This is a genomic window from Janthinobacterium sp. BCJ23 (assembly GCF_059617945.1).
On the sequence record NZ_JCAQAW010000002.1, the window covers coordinates 1 to 26,037 of the forward strand.

Genomic DNA, 26,037 nt, shown 5'->3' on the forward strand with positions numbered 1-26,037 from the left:
CCGCCAAAACAGAAGGCGACACTAGTGATGAGCTAAGCGAGCCGAACACCGCCACTGCGTACAATTTTCCTGTACATTTATTGCATTGTGACAGGTCTTGACCAATAGTTTTTCAACACAATAGGCCGAATCCAGCCCATCGTCCATGAACTATACCGGGTCTAAGTCCTTGGGAAATTGGCTGGCTCGCTGCCACTGCTCTTGATCGAGGTCTTCCGTCAAGTCACGCAGATGCCAAGCCCTGTTCAAGTGCGTAAACACATGGCCGAGGTCAATGCGAAGATTTACCTCACCGTAGTCCTCCTGGCTACTCATCTCCGATATGAGCGTAGTCAAGTGCTCTTGCGCATCTTCAAGTTCGTACATCAGTGTGGCCCATGCTGCAGGAGCGCTTTCTTTACTAATCATAGGGCAACCTTAAACTGCACTTCAATAACGTTGTGAACTTCCGCTCTTGGCCCGATTCGGCCACACGCAACTAGCCCTTTCTTTTGGTCTTTTCACGTTGCAAAATCGACCTGCATTCGTCTTCGGTCGGCACGTTTTTCTCGGTCAGTATGGTATGCCAGCCACCGCAATCAGGGTCAGGGCAGCCACACACAGTTGTTCGCACCGGGTGCTGGGTTAATCCATCGCGCTTTTGAATAGCATTAGTTCGTTCCTGACTCTTGATAAGGTGGACTAGCGCGCCTCGGCTCAAAAATTTTCCTGCCATGATTTTCCTCTAGGTGCCTTGAACCGCACAAGATGTTAACGTTTGCAATGCCTGCTGTTGGCTACTGCCGTTGGCAATTCAAACCGGCGGGTCAATTCGCTGGATGCAGCACTTTACCCAAAAATGGCTGGTCGCCTCATCACTTAGAGCACGTAAGCGGCCAGCGTAGCTTCTGCTTTGACCAGACGCCAGATGCCATGTCGCGCCGATCATGATGGCAGCTCCATCGCAGGCACTCTGCCGCGGTTGCCTCGGTCGGATGTGATGGCCTCGCTGTGCCCCTTGGTCGTGTTGCGCCAGGAGCGAATGTTATAGTGGCGAAAATTTATTTACTGAAAGAAACTGCCATGAAAAACGACGCAACCACTCGCCCGCAAGCAAACCAGGCACCTGTCAGGCTCAGCAAAGGGGACTTTGTCACCGTACTGCGCAAGCTGCTGCAAGACGAAGCAAAGGCCGGCAAGTCCAGCGTGGACGTACGCGCTGCGAACCTGCACACCGAGGTTGGCGTTTATCCGGCGCGCGGCCACTCGATGCCGACCTGTTGCACGGTGATGTATGAAGAGATGCAGCCGGGTGACGAGATACTGCTGACGCCACCTGGCGGCAAGGGAGCCACGCTGCTGGTACGGTATAAACTCCCGCGCTGATGCAGGCGCTGCAGTAGCAGCGAACCCATTGCCAAGTACCAATCGTCGCTAACTTATAACGTGCACAAGCAGGCGCTTCGCTGAGGCCACCTTGGTTGGATGGTGGGCCGCTTCAATAGTTTTCAAATATTTATATAAGCTCTTATATAAATAGTGCTACGATGGTTGCATGAAACCTGGACTGGGCACGCAATTAAGACATCTCATCGAACTGCTCGACGGCGCGGTCGAGCAGGCCTACGTGGAAGCGGGGCTCGATTACCGGCCCCGCTACACGCCGGTGATGCGGGTGCTGGCCGAGCAGCCGAGCGCGACCATTGGGGAGCTGGCGGCCCTGGGCGGCCTCACGCAGCCCGCCGCGACCCAGACAGTGGCTTTGATGGTGAAGAAAGGCCTGTTGACGGTGGCCGCCGGCGGCGAAGACGGCAGGCAGCGCGTGGTGCGCCTCAGCGCCGCTGGCGCAGCGCTGCTGCCGCGCCTGCGGTTGTGCTGGCAGGCGACCAAATCTGCGGCCGACAGCCTCGATGCGGAGCTGGCGTTTCCCTTGTCCGACTGCCTCGCACAAGCGATCGCCGTACTCGAGACGCGCTCCTTCGGCGCGCGCATCCGCGATGGCAGGCTGCGCCTGGATGCCCGCTCTGACGCAGCGACGACAACACCTGGCGAGTAACCTGAATGATGCAGCCACGCACACTTTTCACACAACGATCAAACGTTTCGTAGTCCAACTTGGAGGAATGTATGTCAGGTAGAAAGAAGCTTGCCGCAGCAATCGTATTGGGCACGTTGTTGTCGTTGCACGCCTTTGCGGCGGAGGACACCGCGTTGAACGCGGCCGATCGCACGGCGATCGTGCAGACACTGGCAGTGAAAATGAACGCGAATTACATCGAGCCAGCGGTGGCCGAACGGGTCGGCATTGCGATTACCAGGAAAAATGCCGAAGGAGGCTATGCGACCGCCGCCAGCGTGAAGGCGTTCAGTGCGGCGCTGGCGAAGGACTTGCGGGAATTGAGCGGTGACTTGCATTTCGGCGCCGCGTTTTACGAAGGTCTTCGTGAGCGCAGCGGTGCCGATGAACTGCCCAGTCGCGCCAAGATTGACGAATGGCGCGACCAGACCGCGCGGCGCGGCTATGACATCGAGAAGATCGAACGCCTTCCCGGCAACGTCGGCTACATCGAGCTGCGCGGCTTCGGCGGACCGGAATTCGTCGCCGCGGCGTACACGGCGGCGATGTCGCTGATGGCGGGGACGGATGCGCTGATCCTCGACCTGCGCCGCAACGGCGGCGGCAGCCCGGCCAGCGTGGCTTACCTGATGAGTCATTTCTTCCCGTTCGGCGACGAGCGTCACCTGATCGACATGTACGATCGCCCGACCGGTACGACGCGGCAGTTCTGGACCGTGAAGACGGTCGCACAGCGTTACGACAAGCCCGTGTACGTGCTGACCTCGGCCCGCACGTTTTCCGGCGGGGAGGATTTCTCCTATGGCATCCAGGCGCAGAAACGGGGGACGGTGGTCGGAGAAACCACCGGCGGCGGCTCCAATCCCGTGAGCTGGTACAACGTAGGGCAGGACATCATTGTCGCGATTCCGACCGCGCGCACGACCAATGCCGTCACCAAAACCAACTGGGAGCACGTCGGCGTGAAACCGGACATCGCCGTGCCGGCGGCACAGGCGCTGCAGACGGCGCATGTCGCCATCCTGCGCAACCTGGTGTCATCGGCCAAGGAGGGCAACGAGCGCAAGGAACTGCAGCGCGTGCTGGCGATGGCGGAGAAGGGGGAGTCCGATAAGCCGGTCTACACGCTCAGGGGCGAGCGTTGATATCGCGGAGCTGATCAAGCTTGTGGCGGCGTGGGGGCGTAGGTCGGATTAGCGGCGGCACGCCGCGTAATCCGACACTACTGAGCCAACAATGGTGTCGGATTACGCTTCGCTAATCCGACCTACGTGTCCGACCTACGTGAATGATCGGAAATGGGCTGTGTGTTTTTGACGTCAACGCACGCCACGACGCCTCTGAAAACCGTCGCGAGCAAGCCCAATGTCGGGTTGAGTAGCGCAGCCGTACTTTAGTACGGCGAGCAACGCCGACCCGAGAGTGGGCTGCGCCGCAGGTTTGCAGTGCGTCCCTGAGCTCAAGTCGCAATACCATACTTGTGCTGCGTCGCCTCGTACTGCTGCTTGAGCGACTCGAGTTTCGGATGCTTGGGGTCGATCTTGCGGATCACCTGCATCTGGTGCTGCGCCTGTTCGGCAAGCGGGGCTTCCCAGCCCAGCATGTTGAGCTGGCGCAGGATGGCGTCGACGGAGGCGAACAGCACGGGCAGGTTGCCTGGAGTCTTGCGCAAGGCCTGGCGCAGCACGAATACGGCTCCCTTGAGCTCTCCGCTTTCCGATTTGCTGGCCGCATCCTGCATCAGTTCCTGCACCTGGTTCGTGATCTGCTGGCCCATGCCTTGCGCCAGGTCGTGGCGGCCCGCCTTTTCAAAGACATCGACGGCCGCTTCCATCGTCACGTCGCTGTCGGCTTCGTTGACGAGTTTCATCATGACGTCGGACGCCGCCTGTTCCAGGTTGTTTTTCAGGCAGCTCTGTACGAGGCCCACCTTCAGCTGCGTCGACAGGCCGCGCGCCGTATCCAGCGCGGCGGCGGCAAGCTGCAGTTCGGTGGCGGCGGCGATGTCGTTGCCCGACAATTCATGCAGCATGGCGGCCGAGATGGCGCGGCACGCTTCCACGTTGGCGCCGCCGCGCAAGGAGCGCTCCATGTCGCGCAGCACGCCGCTCGCCTGCGGTGCATCGCCTTTCTTGACCAGCGTTTTCACCAGGTTGACGTGGTCTTCCGGATCGCGGAATTCCGAGTATTTGGCTTTCGTCACCACCTGCTTGTAGGCCCGTTCGGCCGCGCCGATGTCGCCCGTGTCGAAGGCGATGCCGCCCAGGTGTCGCAAGCGGCGCACCATGTGCGGCGAGATGGCCACCGCGTCCTCGAGGATTTTCTTCGCCTGCAGTTGCTGGCCCATGGCTTCATGGTTTTGCGCCAGCAGGTCGTAGGCGGCCATGAAGCGGGGATAGACCTCCACCAGTTCCAGCAGCGCGTCCTGCGCTTCCTCATGGCGCTGCTGTTCGAACAGGGTGCGCGCCAATCCCAGGTGGGCCCAGGCCATGGGGCGCGTGGCCAGCATGTCGGCGTACAGCTGTTCCGCTTCCTTCCATTCGTCCAGGGCGATGTGCAGCTCGGCGCGCAGGCGGGCGAAATCGGCCGCCAGGCGCGGGTGCTGCAGTTCGGCCGCGCGGCAGCTTTTCACGGCTTCACGCAAGTCGCCCTTGTCGATCAGCTGATACGTGGGCAGGAAAATGGCGCGCCGCTCGATGGCGCGCGCGATGCGTCCGCTCAGCACGTCGACGGTGAACGGTTTCAATATGTAGTCGGACGGGGTCAGCTCGGCCGCGCTGATTACCTTGCTGTGGATGGCTTCCGAGGTCAGCATGATGAAGATCGTCCACAGGCCGATCAGCTTATGGTGGCGCAAGTCTTCCAGCAATTGCTGGCCGTCCTGGCCGTCGGTGCCGCTGCCAAGATCGTATTCGCACAGGATGATGTCGAACGGTTTCTTCGTCAGCAAGCGGATGGCCGTGCCGGCATTGACGGCATATTCCACCTTGGTGATGGCCGCCTGGTTCAGCATATTGTGCAGGTTGCCCCGCATGCTGGGGTTCGGGTCGACGATCAGGACAGATAAGTCGCTAGTTTCTGGCATTGTTCAGCTCTCGTTCATCTGTTCGGTCATTTGCGGGAACTCTTCTTATATGTCTCGGCCTGGCAGTATTGTTTTTTATCAGCATACTGCAAAGCTGGCCGGCACTGCCAGCAAAATGCGTGCAATCGGGTGCGGGGCAGGGTGCAAGGTGCATCCGGTGGCGCGCAGCGTTGTATTTCATGGTGCCGTTGTGCTGTGCGCCAGTGCCGGTGCCGCAAATTCCAGCACATAGTTGACTAGCATGATAGTATCCTAATTACAACTAATGTTGGATGCCGCACAACCTTGCGGCCAGGCATGCGCAAGGCTGTACCGGGCGCTTTTCTTCTTTCTGGTGTCGATACCCGTATGCGTGTTCCTGATCTTTCTTCCCTGCGCCGCGTTGCCGTTCCCCTCGCATTTGGCGGCAACAGCGAACAGCAGCATACCTATTTTGCGGAATTGCACCGGGTCGGCATGGTCACGCAAGTGCTGGGCATCATCGCCTTCAGCTTGACGTGGCTGCTGATGCCGCCTACCTACCATCCGAACCTCACGCATGCCGTGCTGGCGCTGCTGGGCATGCTGATCAGCCTGGTCGTGCGCTACCGCTGCACCACCTTGCCCGTGCTGACGATTACCGGCGCCTGCGCCGTGCTGGCCCTGACTTTCGGCTTGCGCACCATGGCCGACGCCGTGCATCACGCCAGCTTCTGGGTCTTGCCGGTGGGCGTCTTCATGACCCTGGCCATCGCCTCCATTTTCAATGGCGGTCTCAGCTACCTGGCCGTGGTGGCCGGCGTTTGGTGGAACGTGGGCCATGGCCTGTATCCCGTCAACGCGGGCTTGCCCGACCAATCCTGGGCGCCCTTGATGATCGCCGTCAGCGTGCTGTTCGGGCTGGCACTGAATGTCAGCTTCAGTTTATTGCGCTTGCGTAACTATCACTCCAAGGTGGAGTTGACGCGGCTGGCCTTCCAGGACAGCCTGACGGGTTTGAACAACCGCCGCATGTTCACGCAGCGCGCCCAGCAGATGCATGGCGCAAGCCATGGCGGCATGCTGCATTTCCTGATGATCGACATCGACAATTTCAAGATCATCAACGACCAGCAGGGCCACGATGCGGGCGACGCGGTGCTCGTGCGCACGGCCGCCGTCATCGCGGACAAGGCGCAAGGCCATCTGTGCGGCCGCCTGGGCGGCGAGGAATTCGGCATCGTCTACGCGGGCGACCGGGATGACGCGCGCGCCTTTGCAGGCTCCCTGGTCGAAGCCGTCAGCCAGGCTTTCCTGGCCGCCCAGTTCGTGTCGATCAGCGTGGGCGTGGCCGAGCTGGACCGGAACAAGGAGCTGGGCCACAGCTACCGGCTGGCCGACGAGGCCCTGTACCTGGCCAAGCGGCAAGGCAAGAACCGCTATGTGATCGCCTGATGACCGGCTGAGGGTGTTGTTGCCATGTCAAAAACTGCCGCTGTGCGGGGCAAAACGGTGGCAAAGGGCCAAGTTCCGGTCATAAGGCAGGGGTAAAACGGGTATAATGCGCGCAAAGGAAATTTGCCGTACGAAAGATATTGTCATACCTACCTTTAACCCGCAGCCACGCTGCATCAACCACCTTCCAATCATGTTGATACTGCCGGGTTCCAATGCCCTGTCCCATTTCCGTAGCCACCGTCTGTTAAGCCAACTGCAAGCCGTCTCGCCTGCGATTGTTGCCGTACAAGCACGCTATGTCCATTTCATCGATGCCAGCGCGCCTCTCACCAACGACGACAGCACGCGCCTTGGCGCCTTGCTGACGTACGGCGAGCCGGCCCAGGCTGACAATACGGAAGGCGCTGCCGAAGAATTCTTCGTCATCCCCCGTTTCGGCACGATCTCGCCGTGGGCTTCGAAAGCCACCGACATCGCGCACAACTGCGGCATGGCGCACATCAAGCGCGTCGAACGCGGCATCGCTTTCCGCATCAACCTGAAATCGGGCATCCTGGGCAGCGCCATCGGCGCCGGCAAATTGACGGACGAGCAGGTACAAGCCGTGGCCGACCTGCTGCACGACCGCATGACGGAATCCGTGCTGCGCAGCGCCGACGACGCCAAGGACCTGTTCCGCACCCTGGAAGCGCGCCCGCTCGAATCGATCGATTTGCTGGGGCAGGGCAAGGTCGCGCTGGAAACGGCGAACACGGAACTGGGCCTGGCGATGTCGGAAGACGAAATCGACTACCTGGACGCCGCCTTCACCAAGGCCGGCCGCAACCCGACCGACGTGGAACTGATGATGTTCGCGCAGGCGAACAGCGAGCATTGCCGCCACAAGATCTTCAACGCCGACTGGACCATCGACGGCGTGGCGCAACCGAAGTCCCTGTTCGGCATGATCAAGAATACGCATGAACTGCAGCCGAAGGGCACCGTCGTCGCCTACAGCGACAATTCCTCGATCATGGAAGGTGCGACCGTATCGCGCTTCTACCCGCGCGGTGACAAGCACGAATACGCGGCGTCGACGGAACTGACGCACACCCTGATGAAGGTGGAAACGCATAACCACCCGACGGCGATTTCCCCGTTCCCTGGCGCCTCCACGGGCGCGGGCGGCGAGATCCGCGACGAAGGCGCGACGGGCCGCGGCGCCAAGCCAAAAGCTGGCCTGACCGGTTTCACCGTCTCGAACCTGTCGCTGCCGGACGCCGTGCGCAGCTGGGAAACGGCAGCTTCCGTGACGGCGCCGCTGGTTGGCCGCGCGGACGCGGACCAATACGGCAAACCGGAGCGCATCGCTTCGCCGCTGCAAATCATGATCGAAGGCCCATTGGGCGGCGCCGCGTTCTCGAACGAATTCGGCCGTCCCGTATTGGGCGGCTACTTCCGCACGTATGAACAGAACGTCGGTACAGATAAAGACGCCGTGTTCGGCTACCACAAGCCGATCATGATCGCTGGCGGCATCGGCAATATCTCGGCACAGCACACGCACAAGAACGACATCCCCGTCGGCAGCCTGCTGGTGCAGCTGGGTGGCCCGGGCATGCGCATCGGCATGGGTGGCAGCGCCGCCTCGTCGATGACCACCGGCAGCAACACGGCCGACCTGGACTTCGATTCCGTCCAGCGCGGCAATCCTGAAATGGAACGCCGCGCCCAGGAAGTCATCAACGCCTGCTGGCAAATGGGGCTTGACAATCCGATCATCTCGATCCACGACGTGGGGGCGGGCGGCTTGTCGAACGCGTTCCCGGAAATCACCAACGACGCCAAGCGCGGCGCGATTTTCGATCTGCGCAAAGTGCCGCTCGAAGAATCGGGCATGGCGCCGAAGGAAATCTGGAGCAATGAATCGCAGGAACGCTACGTTCTCGCCATCGCGCCGGAAAGCCTGCCATTATTTAAAGCCATGTGCGAACGCGAACGCTGTTTGTTCGCCGCCGTGGGCGTGGCCACCGAAGAGCGTCAACTGAAACTGATCGACCCGGAACTCGGTAACGAGCCGGTCGACATGCCGATGGACGTCTTGCTGGGCAAGCCGCCGAAGATGCAGCGCGACGTGGTCCACGTGGCCAACGATTTCCCTGCAATCGACCTGACGGGTATGGACTTGAAGGACGTGGCGCAAAAAGTGCTGCTGCTGCCGACCGTGGCCGACAAATCCTTCCTGATCACCATCGGCGACCGCAGCGTGGGCGGTATGACCGTGCGCGACCAGATGGTGGGACCATGGCAAGTGCCGGTGGCCGATTGCGCCGTCACCACCATGAGCTTTGAAGGCTACCTGGGCGAAGCGATGGCCATGGGCGAACGCACGCCGCTGGCCGTCATCGACGCCGCCGCCTCGGGCCGCATGGCCGTGGGCGAAGCAGTCACCAACATCGCCGCCGCAGCGATCAGCGACATCTCCGACATCAAATTGTCCGCCAACTGGATGGCCGCCTGCGGCCAGCCTGGCCAGGACGCGGCCCTGTACGACACGGTCAAAGCCGTCGGCATGGAACTGTGCCCGGCGCTGGGCATCAGCATCCCGGTCGGCAAGGATTCGCTGTCGATGCGCACGACGTGGAAAGACGACAGCACGGGCGCGGCGAAATCCGTCACGTCGCCGGTGTCGCTGATCGTTTCCTCGTTCGCGCCAGTGACGGACGTGCGCAAGTCGCTCACGCCGCAACTGAAAACGGACAAGGGCGACACGTCGCTGATCCTGATCGACCTCGGTCGCGGCAAGAACCGCCTCGGTGCATCTGCCTTGGCGCAAGTCATGGGCCAGCTGGGTAATTCCACGCCGGACGTGGACAGCGCGGAAGACCTGAAAGGCTTCTTCGCCGCCATCCAGAAATTGAACAGCGACGACAAGCTGCTGGCCTACCATGACCGTTCGGACGGCGGCCTGTACGCGACCCTGACGGAAATGGCCTTCGCCGGCCACACGGGCATGTCCGTCAACCTCGACATGCTGACCATGGAAGGCGAGCATTCGAGCGACTGGGGCGACGCCAAGAACTGGGCCGGCCAGGTAGCGGAACGCCGCAACGAACTGACCCTGCGCGCCTTGTTCAGCGAAGAGCTGGGCGCCGTGATCCAGGTGCGCGCGGAAGAAAAATCGCTCGTCATGGACGTGCTGCGCACCTTCAACCTGGGCGCCTGCAGCCATATCATCGGTAAATTGAACGACCGCGACGTGATCGAATTCACGCGCGACGCCAAGCTGATTTACACCCAGCCGCGCGCCGAACTGCACCGCCTGTGGAGCGAAACGAGCTGGCGCATCGCCCGCCTGCGCGACAATCCGGCCTGCGCGGACGCCGAATACGACCGCCTGCTGGACGTGCAGGACCCGGGCATGTCGCCGATCGTTACCTTCGACCAGAACGAGAACATCGCCGCGCCATTCATCGCCACCGGCGTGCGCCCGCGTGTCGCCATCCTGCGCGAGCAGGGTGTCAACTCGCATATCGAGACGGCCTACGTGATGCACCAGGCAGGTTTTACCGCTGTCGACGTGCACATGAGCGACCTGATCGCGGGCCGCGTGAAACTGGACGACTTCCAGGGCGTCATCGCCGTGGGCGGCTTCTCGTACGGCGACGTGCTGGGCGCCGGCGAAGGCTGGGCGAAAACGATTCTGTTCAACGCCAGCCTGGCGGAACAGTTCGCGCGCTTCTTCAACCGCACGGACAGCTTCGGCCTGGGTATCTGCAACGGCTGCCAGATGATGAGCAATCTGAAATCCATCATCCCTGGCGCCCACGCCTGGCCCAAGTTCACGCGCAACAAGTCGGAGAAATTCGAAGGCCGCTTTGCCATGGTAGAAGTGATGGATTCCCCATCGATCTTCTTCAACGGCATGGCCGGCACCCAAGCCGGCATCGCCATCGCCCACGGCGAAGGCTACGCCGACTTCTCGCAAACGGACGACATCACCCAGGTCACCAAAGCCATGCGCTTCGTCGACAACAAGGGCGCCGCCACGGAAGCCTACCCGTACAACCCGAACGGCTCGCCGGAAGGCATCACCTCCGTGACCACGCCAGACGGCCGCTTCACCGTGCTGATGCCGCATGCGGAGCGCGTGTTCCGTTCTGTGCAGCAGTCCTACCACCCTGAAGCATGGGGCGAGGATTCGCCATGGATGCGCATGTTCAGGAATGCGCGGAAGTTTGTGGGGTAATCAGTTAGCTTACCGGGTAGCGCTGGAGTTCAAGGCGCTGCTGCTGGGGTAGGAATGAGAGAGCCGCTGTCGGGAGACAGCGGCTTTTTTTTGTCAAGATGCTGTGACTTTGTTCGTGCTCTTGTTGTTTTGTGTTTTAACATTTGAAGGGGATATATTTTTCTTCCCTTTGTATCTTCTATTGTTTTTGCGATGGGCTGCATGTAGTGATCTAGGCCCAGACGGAGTGCCTTGCGCATCAACCATAATCTTCCCAATATCTAGTGCTTTTGCAATTCCTGGATTTAATATCAGTAATCCAGTTGTTTTTACTTTTGGTGCAATGTTATTTGCGGAACGCTCCCTATAAGACCAGTGAAAAAATGTGCCGCCACCACCTTCTACATTTTCACTGTATCCTACGACATTAATGTCATAAAGAAGCTGGAGTAAAGAGTCTGAATCGCGAAGGTATAGCGTGGCGCTAAAAGATTCACCGTCTGCCCATGCTTTAAAAAGTTTAAATGCAGAATTAAATTCAGTCATGGAAAATTTGCTTTTTCCATTTAAATACTGGAAGAATTTTAAATATTTATTGAAATCGTCTTGAGCCATGTAGAAGGCAGAGTAATTCTTTATTTCCCCTAACAGATAATCGGAGAACTCTCTAGTGATCGCAGGTTCATTTGCAATCCCTGCAGGGAATTGTGTCGCATTTTTATTTCTTCCTTTTAGGCAATATTTTTGTGTTATCTTTACGAATGTTAAAATATCTCGCGGTTTATGAAATGAATTTTTAAGTAGGTGTTTAAAGGTATGGCCGGAATTTCCTTTTGATATATAGTATTGATCCCAAGCGTCAGATGGTGTTGTCGTAAAATTTTGTTGAGATGAAAAATATTTTCCACTAACTTCAAATAATTTTGATGACGCATACTCTCGTTCTGTTGTAGACCAATCGAGGAAAACACAGTTGTCTTGAAGTCTGGAGTTTGAATTGTACAGATTTAAGGCATGAAAGACATCTGGGCGCACTAGAAGAACGACTTTTATTCGACCTTTTGAATCTCTAATATTGTTAAAGAATTCTGTGTTTAACTGCCATACGGCCTCTCCTAAGCCTTTGATACACTCTATATATTCTAAATAGGGCACCGTTTCTGGTCTGTAGTCTATGCCATCTATGAAAAGTATATGTCCATTATCAAGTTTTAAAGAGGAAATTGCCTCTTTTAAAGATGCTTCTGTTTCCATTAAGTGGTGTCTAAAGGTGGAGGTTTTTTCTGAACTTTCTTTCTTCTGTTCGCCGCCGGCTTCGCCAATCTGTTCATTTTTTATCTTTGCACTTAATATTTCAGAGTTGAGTACTTCAAACGCGCTTTCAACTTCTGGATTCAATGCATTTTTTGACCACTTTTGAATTTCCTTTTCAATTTTTGAAAATTTTCCTGTGACGAAGTGTAAAGGTGTCTTTGATTTTTCGACTAACATTCGCCCAGTTATAAAGAGTAGCATTGATCTCCATATGTTGGAATAATCGCTAAATGAGAGTTTTCCTTGACGTTTCATCGCAATAAACCTTTTATATTGCGTCTCCGTCATTGTTGTTAGTTTGCATTTGTGGTTTTTTGTTTCATTATTTTCTAGATAAACTGCGTATGCAGTTTTCCCAGCGCCTTTCTCTCCCATTAAAAAATAAACTTGAGGATGGAGTACTCGTTCTAATTCTTCTGTGGTAAGAAATATCCTCTGGAAGAATTCCTTATATTGTCTGCCTCGATAATTTATGGCATCGTTGTAAGGTTCTTTTAGATTCGCAATCTTTTCCCAGTTCATTTTTATTCGCCTTGTTTTCTAGATGATTTTCTGAAATTTTGTATTTAAGTTAGTGTTGTGGGTGTTTTTCCCTTCCTGATATGTTTTTGTAATTACAATCCTTTCGCCCCCCCACAATCATCACCGCCGACGGCACCAGCAAAAACTGCGCAAGCAGCGTCCCTGTCAATCTGCTCCCCACCAGCCACACCACCGCGCGCCGGAACTGCGATTCTTCGATCTTTCCCTCGATGACGTCATCCGTCATGCCCGACATGTGCGGGTCGATGAAGATGGCCATCATGATGGTGGCGCCGCCGTTGATGATCGATGAAAGCGTGCTGGAGGTGACGCGCACGCTGGGTCCAGCACGCCTGCGTACAGTGCGGCGAAGACGCCCACCGTCCACCGGGCCGTGGCGATGACGTTCATGGCCGTCATGGAGACGGAGACGCCTGATTGTTTGCGCAGGCTTGTGACGTTGGCGGGCTTTGGCAGGCTGGCGGAGGTCTTGAGGTAGGACAAGCCGCCCTTGAAGACGGCGTGCAGCAGCAGTTTGGGCATGAAACGATGTACTTGAAAGTGGTCGACGGCGCGGCAGAAGACGTGCTGGAAGGTGGGGATCAGGATCGCGCAGAGGATGGTTGCCAGGCTGGCGGAGAACAGTAGCCAGCGGAAATCTACCAATAGCGTGCTGGCGGCAACATGCTGGTCTATGCCCGTTTCGACGCGCTTGGCAAGGAAGGGGCCCAGGAAAGAGTTCGAGGTGCGCGAGAGTAGCATCAGGATGCTGAACAGGGCTAGCGAGACGGCGATGCGCCGCGTGCGGATGCCGGCGATGCGCTCGGGAGGCGAGGGTGCCGATGATGTGGATGATGAACGTCAGCGCGCAAATCAACAGCAATTGCTTGTCCATCGCAACCTTGCAGTATGGAAAATGTAATTCCATCCTGCCATGGAATTATTTATTTTTCAACTGCAAATAAGTTAATTATCACGTGATCTAGCTTTTGTGGTGTTTTATGGGCGGTAATGTGGCATTGGCTGTATTTTCACCCCAATGCAGAAACTGGGGTCAGACCCTACAGGGGTAATGTCCCCCAATGGGGGACATTACGATCACGAAGTGACTGACCCCGGCCTTTGCCTGTGGGTGAGATAAATGCCGCCAGTGAGCGTTTGACTGGTTTCCTTGCTTGTATTTCAAGCTTGCACCCTCAACTATCCTGGGTGGCGGCAGGACTTGCCGCTCGACATGACCCAACAACCCGGAGGTACACCATGAGTTTCGATTCCTTTCTGTCCAAACTGAAGACCAAAGCCAGCGAACTGAAAACCGAAGCGCTGAAGTACAAGAACAAGGATTTCCTGAACGCCGCGATGGCGGGTTCGGCCCTGATCGCCATGGCGGACGGCAGCGTCAGTGCGGAAGAGAAGCAGAAAATGGTGAAGTTTATTGAAAGCAATGACGCTCTGTCGGTGTTTACCACCACGGACGTGATCAAGGCTTTCCAGGACTATGTCGGTCAGCTGGAGTTCGACAAGGATATCGGCGAAGCCAAGGCCTACCAAGCGCTGGGCAAGATGAAGTCGAATGTGGAGGCGTCGCGCCTGCTGGTGCGCATGATTATCGCTGTCGCTTCGTCGGACGGCAATTTCGACGCCAATGAGCAGCGCGTGGCCAGCAAGATCGCGCGCGAACTGGGCTTGAATCCAGGCGAGTTCGAGCTGCAGTAACTTTTAAGCCAGCCGGCCACGGCTGGCCAGACTTAACTCTTGTCCCACCACGGCGGCGTGCCCGACGACCAGGGGCACGCCATTTGCACTTCGCTGATCCTGTAGCGGATCTCGATCACCTGGCCATGGTGAAACGGACCGCGTCTCCAGTCGCCGGAATCAAAGACGTAGCTTTTGCCCTTGATGCAGTGTTGGTTCGGATTGTTGCCAATGGGGCCGGTCGAGTGCAGGGTGACGCGCACTTCGCCGTTGGCGTCCAGCGGCGCGTCGCCGCCCATGAAGAGGGGATCCGAGCCGATGTCGCAGACAGTGGTGCTGCCTATTTTGCTGCAGTGCTTGATATACGTTTGCTGGCGCGCATTGGCCACGTAATTGTCATGCCGCATCGGCTTGCCGTCGTCATAGGTAAAGCGCAGGACGACTTGCGTGGGCTCGCTGGAAGGATGGCGCGTGGTGCTGGTGCACGCGGCGCTGACCAGGGCCAGCAAGGGCCAGGCCAGCAGGCGCAGGCCGCCGCGCAGCACGGTGAATATCGGATTACTGCGAGGTGTCTGCATTGCGCTCCATGGGCCGTTGCCATTCGTTTAAGGAATTTGGCGGCGATGATAGCACGCGATGGCAGCGCCTGTGCCTGCCGCGCCTGTGCGCCACCTCAACGCGACGCCAGGCCGATGTTTTGCACGTGGGAAGGCACGATGCCGCCGCTCGATACCTTCTGCGACGGCACCACCATCACCAGTTCGCCATCGACGCTGCCGTCATCGTTGTGGTTGATGCGCACCTTCATCTGGCGGTCCAGCGCGACGAAGGCGTTGCGGTCGGTGGCGACGATGCGGTGCTCTTCCTGTTTGCCGATACGCGCATACTTTTCAGCGCCGGCGAGGCGCAGTTCCAGGGTGTCGCCATTCGACAGATCATAGACGCCGACGAATTTCTTGAAATCCCGGCGCATCATGTAGCGCGGATGTTCGGGCACATCAATGCGCAGCGTGTTGCCCGGCACGGTGACGGTGTGTTCGGGAGGCAGGGTTTGCGCGGTGGCTGCCGTGCTGGCGGCGGCGAGGCACAGCAGTGTGCCCAGGATGATGGTTTTCATGGTGTTGTCCTCGTTGGTTGATGGCCTCTGGCGCGTGATGCGGGCGGGCATGGGGCAGGAACCAGTCTAGGCACAGGTTTGGCGCTGCGCATCGTTCATTCGGTGGAGACGGCCTTGATATTTTGCGTGGTAGGCCATCGCATGGCGGTGGTTTATGCACTAGCGCGCAGCGTGATTCATTTCTTGCAGCACCTTCTTGCATAGCTCGCCGTATCCCACGCCAGTGCCGTGTTTGTGTGCGGCCAAGTCATATCTGGCGCTGATGTCGTCCCAGGCCACGCTGCCGGGCAGCGGGCACAAGGCATCGTCGAGATCCATTTCGAAGTGGATGAAGTGGCCGTCGGCACTCAGCAGCTTGCCGTACACGGCGGGCATGCCGGGGTAGGCCAGCCGCAGGTCGAGCATAAGGGCCGCGCTCAGCGCCACGCCATGGCTGGCCGCGTACTGGCACAGGGCGTCGGGCAGGGGGCGGGCGCGCCACCAGGCCGCCGTCTGTTTGATGGCGGCCAGGGTCTGCGCGTTTTGTTGTTGGACAGAATATTGTCTGCTCATGGCTGCCACCCATGCTGAAGGGGACTTGCTGCCTTAGCGAGATGCCAGGCCCATGCTTTGCACGTGGGCCGGCACGATGTCGCCGCTGGCCAGTTTTTCGGCCGGCACCAGCATCAGTACTTCGCCGCCCACGCTGCCATCGTCGCGCAAGTCGATGCGCATGGCCAGCTGCCGGTCCAGCGCCACGAAGCTGTTGTTGTCGGTGGCGACGATACGGTGTTCTTCCTGGTTGTCGATGCGCGCATACATGATGGCGCCGATGCTGCTTGCATTGCGCAGGTAGAGCACTTGCCCGTTCGCCAGCTCATAGCCGCCGCGGAACGGGGCAAACCTTTCTGCAGTCATGAAATGTTTTTGTGCCGGTAGTTCGATCGCCTGCAGGCGTCCGCCTGGAATGACGACGGTCTGGCTGTCGGGAAGCGATTGCGCATTTGCCAGCAGGGCGCAGACGCCCAGGGTGCCGGCCACTATCCATGTTTTCATTTTTTTACCCATCCTTGAACTTTGGTGCCGTCCGCTGCCGGCGCGGCGATATGGTTGTCGATACCAGGGAAACCGAAGCGGTTGTCCGCACGCGCCGTGGTGACACTGGCAAGGAGCGGGCGACCGGTCTTGCCAGTGTAGGCAGGCAAGTTGTCCTGTACATCATCCGATCGGATGAGACAGCCTCATGCGTCGAGCACGGCCAGGTGCGCCGTTGCGCCATGGATCAGCGCGATCAGCTCGCCCTGGCGCCGTGTGTCCGTTTTCAGATAGGTGTGGTGCAGATGCGTCTTGACGGTATTGACGCTGATGCCGCTGCGCGCGGCGATTTCCTCGATGGTGGCCCCTTGCGCCAGTTCCTTGCCCACCAGCGCTTCGGCTTGCGTCAAGTCGAACAGCTGGCGCAAGGCGGGGACGGAGGTGCTCGCCTGTGTGGGATCGCGCGCAATCAGCAGTGCGCATGGCGGTTGGCAGGCGGCGAGCAGGGTGACGGTCAGGGCCAGCGGCGTTTGCTGCTTGCGCGCCAGGCGCAGCGACTGGCATTGCGGCGCGCCGCCGGCGCTGGCGATGACGAGGTGCACGGCACGCACGAGGGCCGGCGGTACGCCGTGTGCCAGCTGCGCCGCATGCAGGGCGTGGCCGGCGGGCGTGGCGAAGCGCAGCCCGAGGCCCGCGTCGAGCACAAGCACGGCAGCGCCCATGGCGTCGAGCGCCGCCAGCGCGCAGCGGCTGGCCAGTTGTGCCTCGCGGAGGCGCTGCTGCAAGCACAGGGCCCGTTGCAGATGCGGCAAAAGTTCCTGCCATTGCCGGCTGTTCAGGGCTGCGCTGTCGAGCTGCGGCCAGTCGTCCGTGTCGCAAGCCGTCTCGTACAAGGCGGCAATCAGTTTGCCCACATCCGCGCTACCTGTGCCCATGCTTGCCCCCATAGCCTGATTAGATCAGCGTGCCGCAGGCGTGCAGGTGCGGAACTGGGTAAGGGCGGTGTTGCGCAGCGGCCAGCCCCGCCTTTGTGAGGAGGGGCTGGCCGCCGCCATCTGGCCTGGGCAACTATCAAGATAGTACAAAGACATCAGTGCTGCAATGGTTTGCAATAATATGGTGGGATAGTGTTCTGTAGGAAACTTGCACGGGCAAAACACGTCCATGATGTAAGATTCGCACTATGACCGATTTCACATTTACCGATAGCCCATGAGTTCAATAATGATTCCCGACGTCGCCCTGGTCGACAATACCGAACAACGCACGCCATTGGTGCTCGTGCTGGACTGCTCCGGCAGCATGGATGGCGAGCCCGTCGCCCTGCTGAACGAAGGTCTGGCCTTGCTGGAACAGGAACTCAAGTCCGACGTGATCGCCGCCAAGCGCGTGCGCATCCTCGTGATTCAATATGGCGCCCACGATGAAGCCGTGGTGGCCAGCAACTGGTGCGATGCTATGGATTTCACGGCGCCCCGGCTTGAAGCGAACGGCACCACGCCGACCGGCGCGGCCGTCGAGCTGGCGCTGGCCGAGATCGAGCAGGAAAAGCAGCGCTTCCGCCAGGCGGGCGTGGCGTACACGCGGCCGTGGCTGTTTTTGATGTCGGACGGCGAACCGACGGACCGCTGGCAGCACGGCGCCGAGCAGGCGCGCGCGGCCGAGCAGGCCAATAAAGTGGCGATCTTCCCCATCGCCGTGGGCGACAACGCGAACATCGATTCCCTGGGGCAGTTTTCCAGTCGTGGCGAACGCGGCGTGAAGCAGCTGAAGGGCTTGCAGTTCCGCGAACTGTTCCTGTGGCTGAGCGCCAGCATGCAGGTGGTGTCGCAATCGCGTCCCGGCGCGCAGGCGCAACTGGCCTCGACGGACGGCTGGTCTGTCGTGAGCACCTGATCGATGGCAGCAGTGCAAGCAACACAGGATTCCTGGCGCACGTTCGGCGCCTCCGTCACGGGCAAGGCGCATTTGGATAAAGACATCCCTTGCCAGGATGCGCATGCGCACGCCGTCGTGGGCGACGTCCTGGTGGCCATCGTCTGCGATGGCGCCGGTTCGGCCAGGCTCAGCGAGCAGGGCGCACAGTTTGTTTCCGCGCAAACCGTGCAGGCGCTGGCCGGACGGCTGGAGCAGGGCGCCACCGTGCAGGATTTACATGACGGCGCGTTGGCAGGCACCCTGGCGCAGATCCGCGCCGCGCTGGACGATATCGCTCGCGCCGCCAACGCCACTCTCGACGATTACGCTGCCACAGTTGTCGGCGTGGTCATGGGGCAAGATACCGGCTTCTTCTTCCACCTGGGCGATGGCCTGGGCGTGGCGCAACTGGGCGATGGCGGCGAACTGATCTCGCTGCCCGCGAACGGCGAATACGCGAACGAAACATACTTTATCAGCGGCGAGCGCTGGCGCGAACAGCTGCGCCTGCTGCCGATACCCCAGTCCGTGCACGGCGTCGTGCTGATGTCGGATGGTTGCATGCCCTTTGCCATGAGCAAGAACAATGCGGCCTTGTACGCGCCGTTCATGGATGCCGTGCAAGGCTATCTGCGCACGGTCGAGAGCATCGAACTGGGCAATACGGCGCTGGCGTCCACCCTGGCCGACCCGCGCACGCACCAGATCACGGGCGACGACAAGACCCTGCTGCTGGCTTTGCGCGCATGAGCCGGAAGCAGGGCGTGACACCGGGCCTGAGTCCGGGTGGAAAAATCTGGCTCGACAAAGTCCGTAGCCTTGTCTTGGGCAAACTTATCAAGAGCGGCGGCGCGGGCAGCGTGTATCTGCTGCCGGGCGCGCCCACGCAGGTGGCCAAGCTGTACCACCCGCACCTGGACCGGGCCGCCAACCGGCGCAAGCTTGAAGCGATGCTGGAACTGACGCCCAAACTGCCCGATCAGTTGGAAAACGGCAAGCGCTACGTGCAGATCGCCTGGCCGCAAGCGGCCGTGTTCGACGGCCAGGGCGGTTTTGCCGGTTTCGTCATGCCCTTGCTGGACATGGCGCAGACGGCCGAGCTGGAACAGATCATGCAGGAGCGGCAAGCGCGCGCGGCCGGCTTGCCCACGGGTCTCGGGCCCAAGTTGACCCTGGCCGCCAACCTGGCCGCCGTCATCGATGCGCTGCACCAGCAGCAGCATTACGTGGTCGATCTGAAACCCGTGAACTTGCGCTTCTACCGCGATTCGCTGTACATCGCCATGCTCGATTGCGATGGTTTCAGCATCCAGGGCCATGCCGAGCGTTTTCCTGCGGAGCAATTCACGGCCGACTACCTGGCGCCGGAATTCCAGCGCAAGGGCATGCCGGCGGGCACGGAAATGGCGCAAGACCGCTTTGCGCTGGCCGTCGTCATCTTCCAGTTGCTCAACTTTGGCATTCACCCGTACAGCGGGCGGCCCGGCAATGCGCAAGTGGCGACCGACATTCCCGGCCGCATCCGCGACGCCTGCTATGCGTACGGCGTCAAACGCCACAAGCAGCTGGCGCCGAACGCGACCAGCGGCCATGCCTTGATGCCACCCGAGCTGCGCGCCATGTTCGACCGCGCTTTTTCCCAGTCCCCCAAACCGCAGCGGCCCTCGGCGGCCGACTGGGCGCAGTTGCTGCGCGGCTATGCGCAGCGCAGCGACGGCAAGCTCGTCGTGTGTACCGCGAATCCCGAGCACCAGCATTTCGCGGGCCTCGGCTGCGCGGCCTGTGCGCGCGACAAGGTCATTGTCGCGGCTGCGCAAGCCTCGGTGCAGGCGCAGCAGATGCAGTTGCAACAGCAATCGTTGCCGCCGCAGCGCAGTACGCGGCGCACGGCGCCGGGGCAGGCGCCCGCCGCCATTCCAGTGGCAGGCAACACTGGCGGCGGCATCACGGGCAAGGGCTGGGCCGTGGTGGTGCTGCTGATTGTGCTGTTCCTGATCGGCTTTACGGCCTGGACCTCGTCGCCCGATGAAGCCAAGGCCAAGGCCAGCCTGCAGGCGCAAGCGGACCAGGCGGCTGGCCTGGAAGTATTTCGCTGGCGTTCGCGCAAGGCGACCGGCTTCCAGCCGTCCGATGCGCGCAAGGCCGTGCGCAGCCTGTCGCAAGCGATCAGCAAGGGCGACGATGACGCCGTTACGCGCGGCTTGCAGCTGTTGTACCGCTCCGGCCAGGAAAAGCCGTCCGGCTACGGCGTCGACCGCACGCAGGCGCAGCTGCGCGCCTCGTTGCTGGAGGGCCTGGGCTGGGCGCCCGGCTATGAGCCGGCGCTGGTCGCGACCTATCTTGACCTGCTGCAAGCGAACCCGCGCGACCATCTGGTGGCGGCGGCCATGGGCCGCATGCATCTGAGCCTGAACGAACCGCAGGCGGCGCGCCAGTACTTCGAGCAAGCCGTGTGGGCGCGCCCGACCGATGGCACGGCCTGGCTGGGCATCGCGGCCGCGGCGCAGCTGCGCGGCGGCGACGAGCGCGATGCCGTGAACCTGGTGGCGCTGGCGCAGCTGACGGCTTATCGCTACGCCGTGGAGCATGCCTTGCCAACCGAGCCGGGCCAGCCGGCCGACAATGGCGTGGCGCGCATGACGCAGCGCATGGATCTGAACGCCAAGGTGCTGCGCCTGGCCCAGCCGGGTGCTTACCAGAAACGCTGGGACAAGGTGCTGGCCGAGGGCGCGCTGCTGGCAGCCAAACTCAAGGCCATGCCGCCCTTGCGCGACCAAGTCGGCGGCGTGCAGCGCGAGACGATGACGACGGTTGCCTATGGCGTGCTGGACGAAAAGCACGCAACAGGTGAAAACCGCCTGACCCTGACCATTGCGGCCGACGGCACCCTGAGCTATGCGGCGGCCGAGTTGCCGATGGAGCCGATGCTCAACAAGGTGCTGCTCGACAGCGTCAAGCGCTGGACCTATTTGCCGGCCGTGCAGCACGGTCAATTGCAGGATGCCAAGGTGGTGGTGCTCGTGCGCTACCGCGATGGCCGGGTCAGCTTCGAGCCGGGCGGTGTGGCCGTCACGGCGGATAATTAAAGGAATAGCATGAAAATGAAGACGATATGCGCCGTGCTGGGCGCATCCTTGCTGGCCTCAGGCATGGCGCAGGCGGACATCGTGCAGCGCCTGGTAGTGACGGCCATGGCGGCCGAACCAGATAGCGAAGGCGGCGATGTGTTCACTATAGCGGGCACGACGGCCTGCGGCGGCAAGCAGATACGCATGGATGCGCGCTCGGTGAACCTGGACGAGGCGCCGTACGAGGCGCTGAAAGCCGGGCTGGCCAAGCAGATCCGCAGCAAGACGCCCATGCTCGTTACCCTGAAAAAATGCCCGGACGATACGAGCGTGCCCATCGTGCGCCAGATCGCCGACTGCACGCCCGGCACTTGTGCCGATGGCCGGGCGCGGCTGTACCTGCACGAGCGTTTCTACCCCATCGAGCAGGAAAAGGCGCCGAATGTGCTGATCTTGCCCTTGCCAAAAGGCAAGCAGCCTGGCACGTGGAAGGTGGAGATTTATAGCGTGGCCGGTCACAAGCTGCGCCTGTCCGGCCAGGTCAACCGCGCAGACTATGCGCAGGGCGAGCTGGTGGGCGGCTATGTCACGTATTACCCGAATGGCAAGATCGAGAAACAGGTGGCGCAGGATGGGCAAGGCCGTCAGCATGGCATCGGCAGCAAGTATTTTCCCGATGGCACGCTGGAGCTGCGCGGTGACTGGCGCCATGGCTTGCCAGAAGGCGAGCATCAGCGCTATCACGCGACCGGCAAGTTGAGTGAAACGAGCATCTACCGCGATGGCAAGCAGCTCGACGGGCCAGTGCAGACGTTTGATGAAAATGGCAAGCTGAGTAGCAGCTACACTTTGCGCGGCGGCAAGATGGAAGGCGAGATGCTCACATACTTTTCTGATGGAAAAATCTCCAGCCGCGCGGAAATGCAACACGGCAAGTTCAATGGCGTGAGCACGAATTACTACCCAAATGGCGCCGTGCAAGCCAGGATGACGCAGGTTAACGACTTGCCCACGGGCGAGGCAATGGAATTTTATGCGGACGGCAAGGTGAAAAGCCGCCAGCAATATGGAGACAAGGGCGGGCTGCTCAGTATCCAGCGCTACAGCCCTCAGGGCGTGCTGGTGCTGGAACGGAAATGGGATGCACAACTGCGCGAACAGGGCACGTCGCGCTCGTGGTACGAGAACGGCAAGCCGGAACAAGCCATCGACTACGTGAACGACCGGCGCGACGGCTGGAGCCGCAGCTGGCACGAGGATGGCAGTTTGAAGGGCGAATGCCAGTACGTGGCCGGCAAGGCCCAGGGCGGCTGCGGCGAAGCGCCGCCAGCGCCGGAACTGCAGCGCAAGGAGCAGGCATGGCGCGCCTTGTGAAGCATGTGCTGCTGGCGACGCTGCTGTGGCCGGTGCTGGCCCACGCCGAGATCGAACAGCGGCAAGTAGTCAGCGCGATCAAGGCGACGCCCGACGGCGATGTGCTGACCCTGGCCAGCGACAGCGGCTGCGGCGGCAGGCAGGTGCTGATGGATGCCGTGTCCGTGGGCCTGGACGCGCAGCAATACGCCGCCATGAAGCAGCAATTGGCCAAGCTGATACGTGACAAAACGCCCTTGTTGATGCGTATCAAATTCTGCCCTGCGCCAGGTAATGTGGGGGCGCTTGGCATGCCCGATGTCGGCAAGCTGGGCGGCTGCGAGCCGCAAGCCTGTGCCGATGGCAAGGCGCGCCTGTACCTGAATCACAATCTGACGCGCGGCGAAGTCAAGGAACATGCGCGCTATGCGCTGGTCGTGCCGCTGCCGCCAGGCAAGACGCGCGCCACCTGGCAAGTCGAGATCTATCACGTGCGCGAAGGCGAGCCGAAGCGGCTGATTGGCCAGGTCAACGATCCCGATTACCTGCGCGGCAAGCTGGTGGGCAACTACAGCATGTACTACCCGCATGGCCAGTTGGAAATGCAGGTGGAGCAGGATGGCCGCGGCGTGCAGGAAGGTGTGCAGACCCTGTATCGTCCTGACGGCCAGATTTCCATGCGCAACACGTGGCGCAATGGCGTGCAGGAAGGCGAACAGCGGACCTACCACGATACGGGTAAGCTGAACGAGGCCAGCCAGTACGTGAACGGCGCCCGCGCCGATGGCGTGGTGGGGTCTTTTGATAAAGACGGCAAGCTGCGCACGCGCATGACCCAGGTCAAGGGCCAGACGGAGGGCGAGCTGCTGCTGTTCTATCCGGATGGCACGGTGGAAAGCCGCAGCCGGTACGAGAACGGCATCCAGTCAGGACCGAGCACCGGCTACTTCCCGGATGGAAAGGTGCAGCGTACAACGCAATACGTGGACGACAAGCCGGCCGGCGACAGCGTCGAATATTACCCGGACGGCAAAGTCGCCAGCAAGCGCACGCACAGCGGCCACTTCGTATTGCGCAGCGAACAGCGTTTCAGCCGGGCTGGCGTATTGATGGTGGACAAGCAGTGGAATGCAGGCGGGCGCGAGGAGGGCGCATTGCGTTCCTGGTATGCCGATGGCAAGCCGCGGCAGCTGATCGAGTATATCGATGGCGAGCGCCAGGGCTGGACGCGGCACTGGCGTGCTGACGGTAGTGTGGAAAGCGAGTGCCGTTATGTGGCGGATGAGCCGCAGGGGGAGTGCACGGGGGCGTCCGCGAAGATGTCGTACACGGAGGATGGAATTGAATTTGAGATGCCGGAGCAGTGAGGCACGTCAATTAACCCAAGACAAGGACTGGGGTCAGACCCGTCGGGTCTGACCCCGGCTCTTTGCCTGAGGGTTCGGTGATGCTATCGGCTTACAAATAGTCTAGGACTGAGGCGTAACATTACCGGTGCGGCGGCGTCAGCACGCTGGCGATCGCCTTCGGCAAGGTCTCAGGATAATCGCGGCTGAAGTGCAGGCCGCGGCTTTCTCGGCGGGACAGGGCGCTGTTGACGATCATCGAGGCCACGTCGACGAGGTTGCGCAATTCCAGCAAATCGTGCGTGATGCGGAAGTTGCGGTAGTACTCGTCGATCTCTTCCTTCAAGAGCGCGATGCGATGCTGGGCCCGTTCCAGGCGTTTCGTCGTGCGCACGATGCCCACGTAATTCCACATGAAGCGGCGCAGCTCGTCCCAGTTGTGGGAAATCACCACTTCCTCGTCCGCATCCGTGACCCGGCTTTCATCCCAGTCGGGCAGATACGGCGTGCCCAGCTTTTCCTTGCTTTCGATGTCTTGTGCGCAAGCGCGGCCGATGACGATGCATTCCAGCAAAGAGTTCGACGCCAGGCGGTTTGCGCCATGCAGGCCCGTGCATGCCGTCTCGCCGACCGCGTACAGGCCCGGCAAGTCGGCGCGCCCTGCCAGGTCCGTCACGACGCCGCCGCATGTGTAGTGGGCGGCCGGTACGATGGGGATAGGCTGCTTGGTGATGTCGATGCCCAGTTCCAGACAGCGCGCGTAGATGGTCGGGAAGTGTTCAATGAGGAATTCGGCCGGCTTGTGGCTGATGTCCAGGTGCACGTAATCGAGGCCGCGTTTCTTGATCTCGAAGTCGATGGCGCGCGCCACCACGTCGCGCGGCGCCAGTTCGGCCCGCTCGTCGTGGGCCAGCATGAAGCGCGTGCCAGCGGCCGCACCCGCTTCAGGCGGCAGTTTCAGCAAGCCGCCTTCGCCACGGATGGCTTCGGTGATCAGGAACGATTTGGCATACGGGTGGTACAAGCAAGTCGGGTGGAACTGGATGAATTCCATGTTCGACACGCGGCAGCCGGCGCGCCAGGCCATGGCGATGCCGTCGCCGCTGGCCGTGTCAGGATTCGTTGTATATAAGTAGACTTTGCCGGCGCCGCCCGTGGCCAGCACGGTGTGCTCGGCGGCAAACGTCAGTACTTTACCGGTTTGCTCATCCTGTACGTACAGGCCGTGGCAATGCGGTTGCGCGTTGCGCTGGGTCGGCTTCATGCCCAGCTTGTCGGAGGTGATCAGGTCGATGGCGCAATGGTGTTCGAACAGGCTGATGTTCGGGTGGGCGCGGACCTTTTCTTCCAGGGTCACTTGCACGGCGTGGCCGGTGGCGTCGGCCGCGTGGATGATGCGGCGTTGGCTGTGTCCGCCTTCGCGGGTCAGGTGGAAACCCAGTTCGGCCGTGGCGTCGCGCGTAAACGGCACGCCTTGCTCGATCAGCCATTCGATGGCTTCACGGCCGTGCTCGACGATGTAGCGCGTGGCGCTCTCGTCGCACAGGCCGCCGCCGGCGATTAGGGTGTCTTCGATGTGCTGCTCGTGGCTGTCGCCCGAGTCCAGCACGGCCGCGATCCCGCCTTGCGCCCAGTTGCTGGCGCCATCGAGCAGCGCGCGTTTGGAAATGATCGCGACGGTGCGCGTCTCAGCTAAATGCAGTGCAACCGATAAACCCGCCAGGCCACTGCCGACAATCGCTACATCAAATTTCATGACATTTATCTTTTTTTAGGGGAAGCATACTATATGCCATTTCCCCTCATTCGGTAATGTATTGAGATAAATTCTGCAAGCGAAAGATAGCCGGGGCTGTAGCTTGTGGCGCATCAATGTCTTCTTGGAACAGTTCGCCATGATGGCAAGACCAGCAGCGGGCCGCCTTGC

Annotated in this window: 20 protein-coding genes and 1 pseudogene; 11 read left to right on the forward strand and 10 right to left on the reverse strand. The window is 60.3% G+C overall.

Going from position 1 to position 26,037, the window contains the following annotated elements; translation table 11 throughout:
- The first annotated feature begins 1,062 nt into the window (after positions 1-1,062).
- The 3 genes from AC54AG_RS06030 to AC54AG_RS06040 all read left to right on the forward strand — a co-directional run bounded on the left by AC54AG_RS06030 (position 1,063) and on the right by AC54AG_RS06040 (position 3,201).
- The gene (locus AC54AG_RS06030) at positions 1,063-1,365 is read left to right on the forward strand and encodes an HNH endonuclease (protein WP_219330376.1); all 303 of its coding nucleotides are present in this window, start codon (positions 1,063-1,065) and stop codon (positions 1,363-1,365) included.
- A 169-nt stretch (positions 1,366-1,534) separates the two neighbouring features.
- Entirely contained in the window at positions 1,535-2,035 is a 501-nt protein-coding gene (locus tag AC54AG_RS06035; RefSeq protein WP_496629721.1) for a MarR family winged helix-turn-helix transcriptional regulator, read from the forward strand.
- A gap of 71 nt (positions 2,036-2,106) precedes the next feature.
- Positions 2,107-3,201: a S41 family peptidase gene (locus AC54AG_RS06040; RefSeq protein ID WP_496629722.1), complete on the forward strand. Its 1,095-nt coding sequence runs from the start codon at positions 2,107-2,109 to the stop codon at positions 3,199-3,201.
- Between the two features lie 314 nt (positions 3,202-3,515).
- On the opposite strand, the gene AC54AG_RS06045 is transcribed toward AC54AG_RS06040, so the two are convergent.
- On the reverse strand, positions 3,516-5,141 hold the full coding sequence (locus tag AC54AG_RS06045; RefSeq protein ID WP_034748563.1) for a tetratricopeptide repeat-containing response regulator: 1,626 nt from the start codon (positions 5,139-5,141) through the stop codon (positions 3,516-3,518).
- Positions 5,142-5,489: 348 nt separating this feature from the next.
- Between AC54AG_RS06045 and AC54AG_RS06050 the strand changes: the two genes are divergently transcribed.
- Both AC54AG_RS06050 and purL read left to right on the forward strand, forming a co-directional pair.
- Positions 5,490-6,554, forward strand: coding sequence for a GGDEF domain-containing protein (locus AC54AG_RS06050; protein WP_496629723.1), 1,065 nt, complete (start codon positions 5,490-5,492; stop codon positions 6,552-6,554).
- 193 nt (positions 6,555-6,747) lie between these two features.
- Positions 6,748-10,785, forward strand: a complete 4,038-nt coding sequence (gene purL, locus AC54AG_RS06055) for a phosphoribosylformylglycinamidine synthase (protein WP_496629724.1) — start codon at positions 6,748-6,750, stop codon at positions 10,783-10,785.
- A 93-nt stretch (positions 10,786-10,878) separates the two neighbouring features.
- Here purL and AC54AG_RS06060 read toward each other — a convergent pair whose 3' ends face one another.
- Together AC54AG_RS06060 and AC54AG_RS06065 are read right to left on the reverse strand one after the other, a co-directional pair.
- Positions 10,879-12,600 (reverse strand): P-loop ATPase, Sll1717 family, encoded by a 1,722-nt coding sequence (locus AC54AG_RS06060; RefSeq protein WP_485883072.1) that lies wholly within the window; start codon positions 12,598-12,600, stop codon positions 10,879-10,881.
- Between the two features lie 49 nt (positions 12,601-12,649).
- A pseudogene (locus AC54AG_RS06065) lies at positions 12,650-13,495 on the reverse strand (lipid II flippase Amj family protein).
- Between the two features lie 365 nt (positions 13,496-13,860).
- Between AC54AG_RS06065 and AC54AG_RS06070 the strand changes: the two are divergent.
- The gene (locus AC54AG_RS06070) at positions 13,861-14,316 is read left to right on the forward strand and encodes a tellurite resistance TerB family protein (RefSeq protein WP_035818589.1); all 456 of its coding nucleotides are present in this window, start codon (positions 13,861-13,863) and stop codon (positions 14,314-14,316) included.
- Positions 14,317-14,348: 32 nt separating this feature from the next.
- On the opposite strand, the gene AC54AG_RS06075 is transcribed toward AC54AG_RS06070, so the two are convergent.
- The 6 genes from AC54AG_RS06075 to AC54AG_RS06100 form a co-directional block, all read right to left on the reverse strand.
- On the reverse strand, positions 14,349-14,873 hold the full coding sequence (locus AC54AG_RS06075) for a hypothetical protein (RefSeq protein ID WP_496629725.1): 525 nt from the start codon (positions 14,871-14,873) through the stop codon (positions 14,349-14,351).
- Between the two features lie 95 nt (positions 14,874-14,968).
- A complete protein-coding gene (locus AC54AG_RS06080; protein WP_496629726.1) occupies positions 14,969-15,412 on the reverse strand; it encodes a hypothetical protein in 444 nt (147 codons plus the stop codon).
- 159 nt (positions 15,413-15,571) lie between these two features.
- Positions 15,572-15,964 (reverse strand): hypothetical protein, encoded by a 393-nt coding sequence (locus tag AC54AG_RS06085; protein ID WP_051990938.1) that lies wholly within the window; start codon positions 15,962-15,964, stop codon positions 15,572-15,574.
- Between the two features lie 33 nt (positions 15,965-15,997).
- A complete protein-coding gene (locus AC54AG_RS06090) occupies positions 15,998-16,447 on the reverse strand; it encodes a hypothetical protein (protein WP_152546402.1) in 450 nt (149 codons plus the stop codon).
- Positions 16,444-16,596, reverse strand: a complete 153-nt coding sequence (locus tag AC54AG_RS06095; protein ID WP_496629727.1) for a hypothetical protein — start codon at positions 16,594-16,596, stop codon at positions 16,444-16,446. Before AC54AG_RS06095 ends, AC54AG_RS06090 begins: the two co-directional genes overlap by 4 nt.
- A gap of 36 nt (positions 16,597-16,632) precedes the next feature.
- A complete protein-coding gene (locus tag AC54AG_RS06100; protein WP_496629728.1) occupies positions 16,633-17,361 on the reverse strand; it encodes a helix-turn-helix transcriptional regulator in 729 nt (242 codons plus the stop codon).
- Between the two features lie 277 nt (positions 17,362-17,638).
- Here AC54AG_RS06100 and AC54AG_RS06105 point away from each other — a divergent pair, with 277 nt between their 5' ends.
- The 5 genes from AC54AG_RS06105 (at position 17,639) to AC54AG_RS06125 (ending at position 24,131) form a co-directional block, all read left to right on the forward strand.
- The gene (locus AC54AG_RS06105) at positions 17,639-18,322 is read left to right on the forward strand and encodes a vWA domain-containing protein (protein ID WP_072453725.1); all 684 of its coding nucleotides are present in this window, start codon (positions 17,639-17,641) and stop codon (positions 18,320-18,322) included.
- 3 nt (positions 18,323-18,325) lie between these two features.
- Positions 18,326-19,093 carry a PP2C family serine/threonine-protein phosphatase gene (locus AC54AG_RS06110; protein WP_496629729.1) on the forward strand — a complete coding sequence of 256 codons (768 nt, stop codon included), beginning with the start codon at positions 18,326-18,328 and terminating at the stop codon, positions 19,091-19,093.
- A gap of 74 nt (positions 19,094-19,167) precedes the next feature.
- Positions 19,168-21,429, forward strand: coding sequence for a hypothetical protein (locus tag AC54AG_RS06115; RefSeq protein ID WP_496629730.1), 2,262 nt, complete (start codon positions 19,168-19,170; stop codon positions 21,427-21,429).
- Positions 21,430-21,438: 9 nt separating this feature from the next.
- On the forward strand, positions 21,439-22,785 hold the full coding sequence (locus AC54AG_RS06120; RefSeq protein ID WP_496629731.1) for a toxin-antitoxin system YwqK family antitoxin: 1,347 nt from the start codon (positions 21,439-21,441) through the stop codon (positions 22,783-22,785).
- Entirely contained in the window at positions 22,770-24,131 is a 1,362-nt protein-coding gene (locus tag AC54AG_RS06125) for a toxin-antitoxin system YwqK family antitoxin (protein ID WP_496629732.1), read from the forward strand. Before AC54AG_RS06120 ends, AC54AG_RS06125 begins: the two co-directional genes overlap by 16 nt.
- A gap of 121 nt (positions 24,132-24,252) precedes the next feature.
- On the opposite strand, the gene nadB is transcribed toward AC54AG_RS06125, so the two are convergent.
- The gene (gene nadB, locus AC54AG_RS06130) at positions 24,253-25,866 is read right to left on the reverse strand and encodes an L-aspartate oxidase (RefSeq protein ID WP_219330298.1); all 1,614 of its coding nucleotides are present in this window, start codon (positions 25,864-25,866) and stop codon (positions 24,253-24,255) included.
- Between the last annotated feature and the right edge of the window lie 171 nt (positions 25,867-26,037).